The organism is Bacillus basilensis (genome assembly GCF_050630465.1).
In the GTDB taxonomy this organism is placed as follows: domain Bacteria; phylum Bacillota; class Bacilli; order Bacillales; family Bacillaceae_G; genus Bacillus_A; species Bacillus_A basilensis.
The window spans coordinates 74642-88864 of record NZ_JBNTQO010000006.1; the positions used below are offsets into that span (position 1 = coordinate 74642).

The 14223-nt window shown below is 35.3% G+C and carries 14 protein-coding genes and 1 pseudogene; 3 read left to right on the top strand and 12 right to left on the bottom strand.

Features of this window, described 5'->3' with window-relative positions; translation table 11 throughout:
• The first annotated feature begins 115 nt into the window (after nucleotides 1-115).
• Nucleotides 116-793, top strand: coding sequence for a response regulator transcription factor (locus tag ACQVV1_RS14530; protein ID WP_063225131.1), 678 nt, complete (start codon nucleotides 116-118; stop codon nucleotides 791-793).
• Nucleotides 794-804: 11 nt separating this feature from the next.
• Entirely contained in the window at nucleotides 805-2196 is a 1392-nt protein-coding gene (locus tag ACQVV1_RS14535; protein ID WP_242255381.1) for a sensor histidine kinase, read from the top strand.
• A gap of 17 nt (nucleotides 2197-2213) precedes the next feature.
• Here the strand turns inward: ACQVV1_RS14535 and ACQVV1_RS14540 are convergent, their stop codons facing one another.
• The gene (locus ACQVV1_RS14540; RefSeq protein ID WP_242255384.1) at nucleotides 2214-2738 is read right to left on the bottom strand and encodes a dihydrofolate reductase family protein; all 525 of its coding nucleotides are present in this window, start codon (nucleotides 2736-2738) and stop codon (nucleotides 2214-2216) included.
• A 64-nt stretch (nucleotides 2739-2802) separates the two neighbouring features.
• On the opposite strand from ACQVV1_RS14540, the gene ACQVV1_RS14545 reads away from it, so the two are divergent.
• Complete coding sequence (locus ACQVV1_RS14545) at nucleotides 2803-3798, top strand: helix-turn-helix transcriptional regulator (protein WP_242255386.1); 996 nt, start codon at nucleotides 2803-2805, stop codon at nucleotides 3796-3798.
• Between the two features lie 39 nt (nucleotides 3799-3837).
• Here the strand turns inward: ACQVV1_RS14545 and ACQVV1_RS14550 are convergent, their stop codons facing one another.
• The 11 genes and pseudogenes from ACQVV1_RS14550 to ACQVV1_RS14600 form a co-directional block, all read right to left on the bottom strand.
• Complete coding sequence (locus tag ACQVV1_RS14550) at nucleotides 3838-5262, bottom strand: DUF4367 domain-containing protein (protein WP_431169025.1); 1425 nt, start codon at nucleotides 5260-5262, stop codon at nucleotides 3838-3840.
• Nucleotides 5228-5785, bottom strand: a pseudogene (locus tag ACQVV1_RS14555) (RNA polymerase sigma factor). Before ACQVV1_RS14555 ends, ACQVV1_RS14550 begins: the two are co-directional and overlap by 35 nt.
• A 179-nt stretch (nucleotides 5786-5964) precedes the next feature.
• Nucleotides 5965-6357: an HIT family protein gene (locus ACQVV1_RS14560; protein ID WP_242255532.1), complete on the bottom strand. Its 393-nt coding sequence runs from the start codon at nucleotides 6355-6357 to the stop codon at nucleotides 5965-5967.
• Between the two features lie 104 nt (nucleotides 6358-6461).
• Entirely contained in the window at nucleotides 6462-6839 is a 378-nt protein-coding gene (locus tag ACQVV1_RS14565; RefSeq protein ID WP_048525050.1) for an OsmC family protein, read from the bottom strand.
• On the bottom strand, nucleotides 6814-8241 hold the full coding sequence (locus ACQVV1_RS14570; protein ID WP_063225138.1) for an amino acid permease: 1428 nt from the start codon (nucleotides 8239-8241) through the stop codon (nucleotides 6814-6816). The genes ACQVV1_RS14565 and ACQVV1_RS14570 overlap by 26 nt, the downstream gene beginning before the upstream one ends.
• A 205-nt stretch (nucleotides 8242-8446) precedes the next feature.
• The gene (locus ACQVV1_RS14575; RefSeq protein WP_063225139.1) at nucleotides 8447-9091 is read right to left on the bottom strand and encodes an amino acid ABC transporter permease; all 645 of its coding nucleotides are present in this window, start codon (nucleotides 9089-9091) and stop codon (nucleotides 8447-8449) included.
• Nucleotides 9092-9748, bottom strand: coding sequence for an amino acid ABC transporter permease (locus tag ACQVV1_RS14580; RefSeq protein ID WP_431169026.1), 657 nt, complete (start codon nucleotides 9746-9748; stop codon nucleotides 9092-9094).
• A gap of 62 nt (nucleotides 9749-9810) precedes the next feature.
• Nucleotides 9811-10641: a glutamine ABC transporter substrate-binding protein GlnH gene (gene glnH / locus ACQVV1_RS14585; RefSeq protein ID WP_242255395.1), complete on the bottom strand. Its 831-nt coding sequence runs from the start codon at nucleotides 10639-10641 to the stop codon at nucleotides 9811-9813.
• A gap of 12 nt (nucleotides 10642-10653) precedes the next feature.
• On the bottom strand, nucleotides 10654-11574 hold the full coding sequence (locus ACQVV1_RS14590; protein ID WP_431169027.1) for an amino acid ABC transporter ATP-binding protein: 921 nt from the start codon (nucleotides 11572-11574) through the stop codon (nucleotides 10654-10656).
• Nucleotides 11519-12979: an alanine/glycine:cation symporter family protein gene (locus tag ACQVV1_RS14595; protein ID WP_431169028.1), complete on the bottom strand. Its 1461-nt coding sequence runs from the start codon at nucleotides 12977-12979 to the stop codon at nucleotides 11519-11521. Before ACQVV1_RS14595 ends, ACQVV1_RS14590 begins: the two co-directional genes overlap by 56 nt.
• Nucleotides 12980-13136: 157 nt before the next feature.
• A complete protein-coding gene (locus ACQVV1_RS14600) occupies nucleotides 13137-14108 on the bottom strand; it encodes a phosphotransferase enzyme family protein (RefSeq protein ID WP_431169029.1) in 972 nt (323 codons plus the stop codon).
• Between the last annotated feature and the right edge of the window lie 115 nt (nucleotides 14109-14223).

Here is a 14223-nt window from a genome sequence, read left to right on the forward strand (position 1 = left end):
CTTTACAATAACAAGCAATTCTGAAGAAATTATGCAGATGAATTATAATCTGCACCATTTCTTCATGATTTTGCATTAAACTTTAAGTAACGATTATAACTATGGAGGGCTCTCTATGATTGATATACTGCTCGTAGACGATGAACCGAGAATGCTTGAATTATTAACACTTTACCTTACTCCAATTGGATATAATTGCATATGTGCACAATCCGGAGAAGAAGCTATTTCACATATAGAAAATCAAAACTTTAAATTTATTTTACTCGATATTATGATGCCAAAGATGGACGGATGGGAAACGTGCAAAAAAATCCGTTCATTTAGTAACGTTCCTATTATTATGGTTACCGCGCGTGATCAAACAGTAGATGTCGTCCAAGGATTAAAAATCGGAGCCGATGATTACGTAACGAAACCTTTCCATGAGGAGGAACTTTTCGCAAGAATTGAAGCTGTTTTACGGCGTACGAATCAAGATGCGCAAATCGAATATCACGGCATTTTATGGGATGAGGCAAAACATTTTGTGTCTGTCCATGATGAAGAACTTCTTCTCACTCCAATCGAATTTTCTTTGCTCGGATTATTTTTACGCCATGTGAACTACGTATTAAGCCGTGATCAGCTCATTGAACGAATTTGGGGATTAAATACAAATACAGAAGATAGAACTGTCGATTCACATATTCGTAATTTGCGTGATAAATTACGAAAAGTAAATTTCCCTATCGATCACCATTTAAAAACAGTTTATGGCGTCGGATATCGATGGATTGATACTCTAGATTAAGGAGCAAAGCAATGAAGCGAATTTCTATTCAGCTCGGATTTTATTTTTTGATTGTTACACTTTTAATCGAAAGTGTTCTATTTGTCTCGCTTTATTATAGCCTTGTCAACAATAGAGTAAATGAAGAAATGACAGCTTTATTAAAGCGCGGAAATAGTCACAGAGATGTCCTTGAAAAGTATTTTGATAAGCAAACAATCTCCCATGTTGCACTAATGGAATCCGAAGCCGAAACCACTGTTGTTATTACAAATGCAAATAAGGATATACTAGCTAAATCCAATGAAATAAATACTACTATAAAAAAGCATATTGAAAAGATGCAAACACGGACAGATCATGACGGAGCAATTATAGAGAATCATTGGAAAACATCTAATTATATATGTACAGTTAGTCCAATTATAGTCACAGGAAAAACAGAAGGCTATGTATATATGTTTCTCGGAACAGCATCAATAGAAGAAATGGTGAATGGGCTAACGAGACAATTCATTATTGCCGGAGTCATTACTTTTCTATTAACAGCCATCACCATCTTTCTCTTATCACGGTTGTTAACAAAACCATTGTTACACATGAAACATGCCACTGAAAAAATGAGCAAAGGCGATTTATCTGTTTCATTAACAACTAGTCGAAATGACGAAATTGGTGAACTAGCATCGTCTATTCAAACGCTTGCTAATGATTTACATTATATGAAAACAGAGCGAAGTGAATTTCTAGCGAGTGTTGCTCATGAATTACGAACACCGTTAACATACGTAAGAGGTTACGCTGATATCGCTTTAAAAGAAAGCACATCTCCCGAGCAACGTTTGCGATATTTATCTATTATAAAAGATGAGTCTGATTACATTACAAACTTAGTTCAAGATTTATTTTCACTTGCACAAATGGAACAACATAACTTTTCTATTCAAGTAAAAGAAGTACATTTACACACCTTCCTTACTCGTATAACCGAAAAAGTAAATGCCATATATAAAGAAAAATACATTAAAGTTTCTTTCTCTTGCCCTTCTACACTGCTAGTAAGCTTAGATGAGCAGCGATTTGAACAAGTTATAGTGAACATTTTGAATAACGCTTATAGACACTCAAAAGAATATTCTCATATCCACATCTCTGTTATAGAAGAAAATAAACGTATCTCCATTACAATTGAAGATGAAGGCGAAGGGATTCCGCCTGAAGACCTTCCTCACATTTTCGACCGCTTTTACCGCGTCGATAAAGCAAGAACACGCGCTACAGGTGGAACTGGCTTAGGACTCTCTATCGTGAAGGAAATTGTAGAACTACACGGCGGGAATATTACAGTCACAAGTGAAGTTGATCATGGGTCTTTTTTCACCATTTCATTACCATCTATAAACAAACACGGCTACTATCAGTAGTCGTGTTTGTTTATCCTTTAAGATTTTACTTTATAATATAAATTTACAAATTGCCCAAAACGTTTCGTATCCGTTAAAGTTAAATTGATTTCCGGGTTCTTGTCTTGAAATAACGGAACTCCAGAACCTAATATATGCGGTGTAATCGTAACGATATATTCATCAATTAGATTATTTTTAAAGAACTCTCTTAATAGACTTCCTCCACCGACCATCCATATTTTAGATCCTTCTTGTGCTTTTAACCTTTTTGTAAACTCCACTACATCTTCATTTACAAACTCTACATGTCCGTTCGTGCCTTTTTCTGAATTAGAAAAAACATAACATTTTTTGTCTAAGTACGGGAATGTTTCCGTATGCTCTACTACATAATCGTACGTTCTTTTTCCCATGATTATTGTATCAATCGTTTCATACATTTCTGTATAACCGTTATCTCCCTCTCCTTCCGTTTCCATTAACCACTGTAAATCATCATCTTCTTTCGCAATATATCCATCCAAACTAGCTGCAATAAATAAAACTATTTCACGTGACATATCTTTTCCTCCTTGCATCTCATCTTGATAACATATGATGTAAACAATATACTAACAGTAAAACATGACAATTTATGTCATGTTAAAAAGAAAAAAGGTGATACATTTGTCAAAAGCTAAACGCTTATTAGATATTCTTATATTTGCTTCTGCCAAAAAGACATTTACAGCTCAAGAAATAGCTGATGAATTTAATATTTCCGTTCGTACTGTCCATAGATACATTTTAGATTTAAGTGATATGGGATTACCCATTTATGCTGAGCAAGGTCGTAACGGCGGCTATAAAGTATTAACGAATAGAGTTATTCCCCCTATTTTATTTACGGAAGAAGAAGCAGTCTCCATCTTTTTTGCTTTTCAGTCTTTAAGCTACTACCGAGACTTACCTTTTAATACCGAAATCAATTCTGTTACTCATAAACTGTATGGTTCTCTACAAGATGATGCGAAAGCGAAAGTTGATACAATACGTTCTTATATCGCTTTTTGGAATCCGAAAAGAACAATTGATACACCTCTTTTAAACGAAGTGTTAACAGCGGCTATCGAAAATAAAAATTTACACTTCCAATACGAATCTAAATCGGGGATAAAAACAAAGCATGTTCATCCGATCGGTGTATATGCTCACGACGGTTTATGGTATTTGCCCTCCTATGATTTTAGTAGAAAAAAAGTATTACTGTATCGCGTCGATCGTATTCTTTCCATATTATCAATGGAAGAAAATAAGGATACATTCATGAATTTAGAAGAGTGGTTTACCTCTAACTCTAACGTAGTATACAGTCCTATTCAGTTACATGTTTTACTGACAACAGAAGGTGTGCGCCAATGTAAAAGCGTGCCTTACCTTGAAGAATTCGTGGTAATAAACGAAGACGGGACAGGATATATACATTCAACAATTGATAAAGGAGAAATCAATTTTATTACGCCTTTATTTTATAGGCTTGGAAAAGATGCACGAGTTTTAGAACCGAAAGAACTAATAGATGGTTTGCGTATTCGTGCGAAAGAAGTTTTACATATGTATGAAGACGAAAAAAGCTGCTAAATGTAAGCAGCTTTTAGTGTATTTGTTCCTACTGTTTTACTATTGACGAATATCAAACCACCAACGATTTTTCGAATTCATGTTTTCATTGTCACCAATCCCTCTGTAATTGAAAGCATCCAAAAAGATTGAATCTAGTTTATCTTCATCTACAAAATAACCTAAGTTAACTTTTACCGTTTCTCCTGGTCGAATACTGCCAATATTGTAGAAACTTTTCCCATCTCCGTGAGGCTCTAAATAATCAACTTCGCCCGTCATAATATTTTTCTCGGCAATTCCATCTTCTTTAGCGTAGTTCCATGCATTAGCTTTAGATTTAAGCAGTTTTATAGATGGATGCATATAAATTTCTTCTGTCGCCTGCTTACCTATATTTTTCACTGTTGTTGTTAGATAAATAAATTTAGGATGAACTAATTTTGACTCTACTAATTGATCAATTGAATCTTTACCATTTCCAATTTTATATTTATCCCTTCTATATGGTATCAATCGTCCAGCTTGATCCAAAGCCTGATTCCTGCTTAGTATTCCTAAGCCCATTTCATAAAAGTTCTCTTGTTTAAAATCTTTGATTGAATCAAAGACTTCAACTTTTTCTATCACATATTCAATTTGGCTGTTATCCATAGATATCGTTACTGGAACCTTTTGCCCTATATGAAATAGTCGTTTGCTATCTTTTTTCAAAGGAATCACCTTAGTTTTTTTAGGTTCATCTGCTTCGCTAAAATACTTTTTATCATAATCCGTTATATATGATGCCTTTTCTTTTGAAGTAAGCTCAAGTGAAATATTCCCTAACACATCTATCATTTGTTCTTCGTTTATATCTGACCCAATAAAACTTTCTAACATAATCCCTTCTTTCTCAAAAAAGAGAAAGACCTTCCTATCAAACATTACATTGTTGTTTCCAGTTTCTTTATGAACAATTACTGCTTTCCTACCATTTATCTCTTTTTCTTCATAGCTTTTTGAATACAAAGTTTGAAAATCTGCATTTTCTCCTATTCTCCAAAGAGCAAATGAAAAACCACCCATTACGTCGTTATCTTTAAATGAATATTTCATAGCACTATCATCAATTGCTTCCATATTTTCTGGCAATTTACCAACCTTCAACTTATACCACTTATTACTCTTTTTCGGATCCTTATTTGTTACTGAAACATTTACTTCGTAATTTTGTTTTTGGACAATCATATTGTAGACTTTTACTGCACCAAAAACGGTTGTCGGCATACCAATCAATAAGCAAGCAGCAGCGATTAACATACGATGTCTTTTACGCTTTTTCTGCGGTTGTCCATCTTTCAGCTTCATTTCCTCCATAAACAATTTCTTTTTACGTGTATATGTATGTGAAAATTCATGTCGTTCTTCGAGTTTATCAAAATCATCTAAAGCAATTTTTTCAGCAAGTTCATACATTTCTTTGGAGTTCTTTGAATTCGTCATGTTGTATACCTCCTATCATATTTTGGACTCGTTTTCGAGCGCGTTCAAACTGCTTGCGGACATTAGCCTCCGTAATCCCCATTACACTTGAAATTTCTTGATACGTTAAGTTATAGAAGACTTTGTACTTAAACACCTGTCTGTTAGATTCATTTAACTCTTTTAGCAATGTATCAATTTGAACCTCAGACATTTTACGTTTTTCCCACTCTTCAATATTTTCATCTACTGCTTCTATTGATTCTCTTTGATATTCTTCTAAAAATGTTTCATGTCGTTTATTTTTCCGGTAGCTATCAATCGCCTTATTTTTCGCGACCCTCAAAATGTAGCGTTTAAGCTCTTACATGTTCAAGCTATGGAGATTTTCCAAGTTCTTATAAAGAGTAATAAACGTCTCTTGAACTGCATCTTCAGCCTGCTGAATATTATTTAAAATAGAATACGCTACATAATAAACTTTTTGTTCGTACAACTCGTATAGCTCTTCCATCTTTTCGTAATCGTTGTTTGTAACTTTCATATAATTCCTCCTCTCACTCTATATAACGAATGAACGATATACTTTGTGACACTGCAAAATCTTTTTATAGATAAAATTTAATAATAGAATAAACAAAAGCCCAATTTCTCTATTGTAACTAAGAAATTGGGCTTTTGTTTATTAGAATTTTCCTCACTGTTCCATTAAGAACATCCCTCTTATGCCTTTTCAGTAAGCCGTATTTGCTCTATCGCTTCTTTTAACAAATTTCTTGTCTCTTCAAAGTTATGATTCTTCTTTTCCCCCGGTTGCACCGTATAAAACTCAGCAAATGAGCGCTCTTTATATCTTGGTACCACATGCATATGGTAATGTGTTAACTCGTTAAAGATTCCACTATTTTGACAAATTGTAATTCCATCTGGTTTATATAATGCCTTAATCGCTTTTACAATAATCTTAGAAGCATCCATAATCGATTTCGCTACAACGTCATCTAATTCGTCTACTTCTACAACATGCTGCTTCGGCACAATTAAAGTATGGCCTGGATAAAAAGGTTCATGATCTAAAAAGCATGTTACATATTCATCTTCATATACTTTATATATTTTTTCTTATTCGTTTGCTAATTTACAACCTAAACAATCCATTACACTTTCCCCTCTCTCTAAAACATAAAAACGTGAGAACCGTATTCTCACGTTTTTATATTTCACTTTATTAGTTCAATTGTTTCCGTAACTTTTATACTATCTTTTACAGATTGAACAATCGTGCAATTTTTCACTGCAAGTTGCAACGCCTTGTCCAACTGCTCCTCTGTAATGTTTTGTGCTTTAATTTTATAGTGCAAATGAACACTTTCAACTGGTTTTGATAAAGCTTCACTTCTACCAATTTCCGTTTCAATTGTAAACGTATCGTATGGAATACGTTTCTTTTCTAAAATTGTTCGAAAGACAATTGCACTACACCCTGCGATAGAGGAAACGAGTAATTGTAACGGTGAATATCCGTTTTCTTTTCCAATCGCTAATTGACCATACGATAAATCTGCCTCTATATCATGGTGTTTGATTATTAGTTTCATTTGTTTTTTCCATCTCCACTTTCATCGGTTTCTGCCGTTTCTTACTCATATAATAATATATATAGCAGAAAATGATAAATGGAATACCACAGTATAACGCCATTCTTTGTTCTGGAATAAACGCTAAACTAATAACAACGATACTATTTGTAATTAAAGCTAAAATAGGAACAATTGGATATAACGGTGTTCTATACTTTAAGTCCTCTAACTTTCCTCCGCCTTTTATATACTGGCTTCTAAAGCGTAGTTGCGATAGAGCAATAATGATCCAACTTGATACAGCTGATAAACCAGCTATAGATAATAAATACATGTATACTGTATCTTCTGCAAGGAAGCTTGTGAATAAAGAAAGACCAGCTACAGCAATCGTTACGACTAGCGCTGTAATTGGAATACCACGCTTATTTACTTTCTGGAAGGAAGTTGGTGCCATTCCTTCATTTGCAAGTGACCATAATATACGAGTTGCCGCATATAATCCTGAATTCGCTACAGATAGTAACGCTGTAATAATAACGAAGTTCATAATATCAGCTGCGTATGGAATACCGATTTTATCAAATACGACTACGAATGGACTTTCAATTACGCCTGCTTCTTTCCAAGAAATTAATCCTACTAAAATTGTCATTGTTAAAATGAAGAATAACATAATGCGCCATACTGTATTACGGATCGCACGTGGAATTGTTTTTTCTGGATTTTCACTTTCTCCCGCTGCAATTCCGATTAACTCTGTTCCTTGGAATGAGAAGTTAACTGTAATCATTGTAAGTAATACGGCAGCTAATCCATTGGGGAATAACCCGCCATCGCTTACAAAGTTAGAGAAAAGAGGTGCCGCTTCTTTTCCATCGTATGGTAAAAATCCTAGCAATGCACTACCACCAAGAACAACAAATGCAAGAATTGTAACTACTTTAATACTAGAGAACCAAAATTCTAATTCAGCATAACTTTTCGCCGAAATTGCGTTTGAAGCATATAAAATAACGCCGAATACAAGACACCATACCCAAACATCAACATTCGGAAACCATCTTTTCATCATTAAACCGATTGACGTTAATTCTAGTCCTACTGTTACAGCCCAGCCAAGCCAGTATAACCAGCCAATCATAAAGCCAGTTCCTGGTCCAATAAACTTCGTCGCATACTTTTGGAAAGATCCTGAAACCGGCATCGCTACCGTTAATTCTCCAAGACAAAGCATTGTTAAATACATAATAAATCCGCCCACTAAATATGAAAGGATGGCTCCCCCTGGTCCAGCCTGATTAATGGTGTAACCTGAACCTAAGAAAAAACCTGTCCCGATTACACCACCAAGTGCGATCATAAATAAATGTCTACTCTTCATCGTACGATGTAATTTCTCATTCGTTGGTTGCTGCATCTAAATCCTCCCCCTACCGATACCCCTATATCTTGTTAAAATTTTCTGATAATAAAAATATACACGAAAGCGATTACAATTTCTATATAAAATTAAAACTTTTCTGATAAAATAATATAAAAAATTGAATTATCACGAGATTTAGATTCTAATTAGAGGAAAATAAGGTTAAACAAGGAAAAAACCTTTACATATATTGTAAAGGTTAACGAAGTTCTAATCTTCTCGATAAAATTGATAAACTATAATTTACGATAAAGTACATACAAGCTACTACTATAAACGTTGGAATCATATAATTCACATTCTGTCCGCTAATAATTTGAGCATTATGCATAAGCTCTGGCAGTGATATAACAACTGCTAATGCTGTATCTTTCAGCAATGAAATAAACTGACTAACAAGCGGCGGGACCATTCTTCTTAATGCTTGTGGTAAAATGATATGCCAAAGCGCTTGAACATACGTTAATCCTGAAGATCTTGCGGCTTCAATCTGTCCTTTTTCAATAGATAATAGACCACTTCGAACAATTTCAGATATCATTGCCGCTTCAAATATTGTTAACGCAACAATTACAGCTGTTATAATTTCTAATTTCAATCCTGCTTCTGGAAGTGCAAAATAAGTGAAAAATATAATTAAAAGTAGTGGTAAATTTCGAATCACTTCAACGATAATTCCTAATATTTGTGAGACGACAGGTATTTTCATGTAGCGCAATATCCCTATTACACTCCCAATAATAAAGCTAAGTACAATCGCTACAAGCGCTACCTCTAACGTTATGAGTAATCCTTTTAATAAAAAGAGGATATGATCCCCTGTTATAGCTCCCTTAAAATCCATTTACACCGCCTCCTTTGCCAAGCGTTTTTCTAAATAACGCACTAGCATACTGAGCGGAATTGTTAATATTAAATAAAACATCCCGACAAATATATAAACATCAAACGTAACAAGCGTCTTCGTTGAAATTAAATCTCCTTGATACATTAAATCAGCACCAGCGATAATTCCGAGTATGGAAGAGTTTTTTACTAAATTAAGAAATTGATTTCCTAGAGGAGGGATTACGATTTTCATCGCTTGAGGTAAAACGACATGGTACATCGCTTGCGTATAAGTCAATCCTGAGGAACGCGCTGCTTCCATTTGACCTTTCGCGACTGATAAAATACCAGCGCGAATAACCTCGGCAATAAACGCTGCAGTATATACCGTAAGCGTAACTGTTCCTGCTACAAAACCATTTAAAGTAACTCCTATTACAGGTAAAGCGAAATAGAATATAAATGCAATTAATACGAGTGGAATATTTCTTACAAACTCCACAAAAGCTGATCCTATCCAGTTTAAAATACGAATCGGTGCAATACGCATTACTGCCAAAATTACTCCTAAAATAAAACTGCCTATTAATGCAATTACACTAGACATAACTGTATATTTAAACCCTTCTAAATACATATCAATGTTATTCGTTAATATAGAAAAATCAGGCACATATTCTCCCCTCTTTCTTTACAAGAAGAGGATGAGTACTCTCATCCTCTCACTTTTACTATCTACTTTTCTGGTTTTTGTCCAATCCACTTCTCATATAATTTGTCATACTCCCCGCTTGCTTTCATGTCTTTAATTAAAGTATTAATCTCTTTCGTTAAATCATCTGCCCCTTTTTGCACTGCAATTCCGTACGGTTCATCTGTGAAAATTTTTCCTACTACTTCATAATTAGAATCTTGTTTTGCCATTCCGTAAAGGATCGCATTATCTGTCGTTAACACATCACCTTTACCTGCTTTTAACGCTGTAAATGCCTCACTATAATTTTCAAATTCTAATACAGTCGCTTCTGGTGACTTTTGACGAATGTTATTTGTAGATGTTGAACCTTTTACAGCTAACACCTTCACGCCTTTTTTCACATCATCAATACTTTTAATATCGCTCCCTTTTTTCACAAGCAACGATTGCCCCGCTTTAAAATATACATCTGAAAAATCAACTTCTTTTTTACGTTCTTCCGTAATTGTCATTGTTGCAATAATTGCATCAATATCACCATTTTTCAGCATTGGAATACGTGTTTTAGACGTTACTTCTTTTAATTCTAGCTTCTTTTCATCTCCGAGAATCTTTTTCGCAAGTGCCTTCGCAACATCAACATCGAATCCTTCTACCTGCCCTGTTGAAGGATTTTTCAATCCAAATAAATTCGTATCATTCTTCACCCCAACTACTAGTTTCCCGCGCTTTTTAATTTGCTCAATGGCCCCGCCTTGCTTCGTATTCGTTTCTTTTGCCTCATCTGTTTTACTTCCGCACCCAGCAACGACAAGTACGAATAAACATGAAAATACGATTACGGTAAGCAACTTTTTCATTTTAAACATGAAATTCCTCCTTTAATGATTTAACACTCGGCTTAAAAATAGACGCGCTCTTTCTTGTTCAGGACTCGCAAAAAATTGCGCCGGTGTTGTATCCTCAATGATCTTGCCATCATCCATAAATAAAATCCGATCTGCTACCTCTCGTGCAAATCCCATCTCATGTGTGACAACGACCATCGTCATCCCTTCTTTAGCTAGCGTTTTCATAACATCAAGTACTTCCCCGATCATCTCTGGATCAAGAGCAGACGTAGGCTCATCAAATAGCATAATTTCAGGCTGCATCGCGAGTCCTCTAGCAATTGCTACCCTTTGCTGTTGTCCCCCCGATAATTGGTGTGGGTATACATTGGCCTTCTCCGGAATTCCTACTTTCTCTAAATAAAACATCGCTGTTTTCTCAGCTTCTTCTTTTGAAACTTTATTTACTTTAATAGGTGCTAGTGTAATATTTTGAAGAACCGTTTTATGTGGATATAAATAAAAATGTTGAAAGACCATCCCAATATTGCGGCGTAATTTATTCATATCTGTTTTGACATTGTGTACCTCCGCATTTTGTACAATTAACTCTCCATCTGTAATTGTCTCTAATTGATTTATACACCGAAGCAACGTGCTTTTTCCTGATCCTGAAGGCCCAACAACTACTACCACTTCACCTTTTTTCACTTGCACATTAATATCTTTTAAAACTTGAAAATTGCCATAATATTTATTTACATTACGAAACTCTATCAACATACTCCCCCCTTCCACTAACAAAGCATGTACATTCTTTTTATATTCAAAAATAGGCAAAAAAATAACTTCCAGCTTCATTTTGTCCATAAAAAAAGCAAAGGGATTTTCCCTTTGCTCCTTCGTTCCTATTCTATTAAGATACTTCTTCTTTCTTATCTTTTCCGTATTCATGCTCCCAGAAATCAGCATTTTTAATGCCTAATGGTCCTGGATCGAATACTGGATCTTTTCCTTCTTTTTTCTGCTTTTCATAATCCTTTAATGCGACTAATGCAGGTTTTTGTAATAGTAAAATCGCAATGATATTTACCCATGCCATAATTCCTACACCGATATCACCTAAAGCCCACGCCGTTGCTGCTGTTTTGATACAGCCGTAGAATACAGCTCCTAAAAAGACAAATTTTAGTACCATAGACAACCAAGGACGGTCTTTATCTCGATTTAAGTACGCGATATTCGTTTCTGCAATGTAGTAATATGCCATAATTGTTGTAAATGCAAAGAATAGTAACGAGATTGCAACGAAACCGTTTCCAAATACAGGGAAAACAGATTCTACCGCTGCCTGTGTATATCCTGGTCCTGGCTGAGCACCATTTAATTTATTTACGATAAAGTTTTTTCCGCTTGCATCAAATACGTTATACATGCCTGTAATAATCATCATAAATGCTGTTGCTGAACAAACAAATAATGTATCAATGTAAACGGAAAATGCTTGCACTAAACCTTGCTTAGCTGGATGTGATACTTCAGCTGCTGCCGCCGCATGTGGCCCAGTTCCTTGCCCTGCTTCATTGGAATAAATACCACGTTTTACTCCCCAAGAGATTGCCAAACCGATAATACCACCGAAAGCAGCTTCTAATGCAAACGCGCTTCTTATAATTAACATAAATGCTTCTGGTAATTTTTCAATATTCATAGCAACAATAACGCAAGCTACTAAAATATAGCCAACAGCCATAAACGGTACGACAACTTGCGCCACATTAACAATTCGCTTTACCCCACCAAAGATAATAAGAGCTAATACAACAACTAATAAAGCCCCTGATACAGTAGTGTTAATCCCAAAAGCCGTTTCTAAACTTACAGCAATACTATTAGCCTGCACACCTGGTAGTAAAAGCCCCGTTGCAAGAATTGTAGCTGCAACGAATACTAAAGCATACCATTTCACACCTAAACCTTTTTCAATGTAATAAGCAGGTCCACCGCGAAACTGTCCTTGGTGTTTTGTCTTATATATTTGCGCGAGTGTTGATTCTACATAAGCTGATCCTGCTCCTAAAAAGGCTACTGCCCACATCCAAAATACAGCTCCTGGTCCACCGAAGGCAACCGCTGTTGCTACCCCGGCGATATTCCCTGTCCCAACGCGCCCTGATAACGAAAGTGCTAACGCTTGGAATGAAGAAACACCAGCCTCTGATTTTTCTCCTTGAAATGTCAGCTTCACCATTTCTCCTACGTGCCTTACTTGTAAAAACCTCGTTCGAATAGAAAAATATAAACCTACTCCTAAACATAAATAAACAAGTGCTGGACTCCAAACAATATTATTTAACCAATTTACGAAAGCTTCCAATATTCCCCCTCCTTTTTATCAAGAATATTCAGAATATATAAAAATTATAAATGTATACCGAATCTATGACAATATTATTTTAATAAAACAAACATATTTTTGTATAAAAAAACAAAGTATACATTTATTTTGTATACTTTGTTTTGAACAAAATGTATTATATATTCACAATTGCTTCTTCGCTTATAATTCTTTCATATAACTCTTCAGATAATTTTCGGAAGTTATCTGGCATATCTTTCCCCTTGAACTTCTTTTGGAGTGTGCCGTATAGACCTATGTCACGCAAACGTAAAAATAGTGGTAACGATTCATACCAACTATCCGCCAGCCTGTGCTCATACTCATATCCTTTTCGTAAAACTTGTAATTGTTTACGAGCAAAACCTGTCTTCTCTTCCGCTGTCCACGGTGTAAATAGAACAGAGTAATAGAGAACCATCGCTAAATCATGTATAAAGTAATTATAAGCCGCATCATCAAAATCAAAGATTGTTAGCTCTTTTCCATCATAATGAAAATTACCGGGATGGATATCACCGTGCATAAGGCCGAATGTTTCTCTTTCAATTAGAAGAGCCTTTATTTCATCCATTAATACCGCAGCAATCTTTTTCACTTGATCATCTTCTAATTCATTAACAATCCCGCTCTCATCTTTTTCCCACGTATCACGATAATCTGTTTTAGGATAGTTCATTGTTAGGCGATGCAGTTGGCCAATCGCTTTTCCCCACGCTTCAAAGTAAGCATCTCCCCAATAATGCGATCCTTCTCCTTTTACTTGCTCACCTTTTGCATATGTAAATAAGGAAGCGAAAAAGAAAGTCCCATCCTCTGCTCTGATTTCTTCTACAAGGTTTTGAGGCGTTGAATAAAGAGGTCCTGCTACCTTTGCTCCGTTCTCCGCAACATATCGTAAAAAATCTAGTTCAGCCTCGACTTCTTTTTTAGAACGATGCGACGAATGCGTTAAACGTAATACATAGTCTTCGCCATTATCACCCTTCGCCTTAAAAATATAATTCTCAAAATCTCCAAGCGGCTTGTCTTCCACTGTTACATGAAATGCCTTTGCTGCACTTGCTAAAATCGCTTTTGTAAAAACTCGTTCTACAGCTATTTCCATATGTATCCCTCCTATATATCTTCTTAATTCGACACAAATGTTAGAAGTACTGCTATGAAATTGAATAATGTACAAAAGACAATATAACGTAACTTTCAATCCTCTTTTTTAAAAA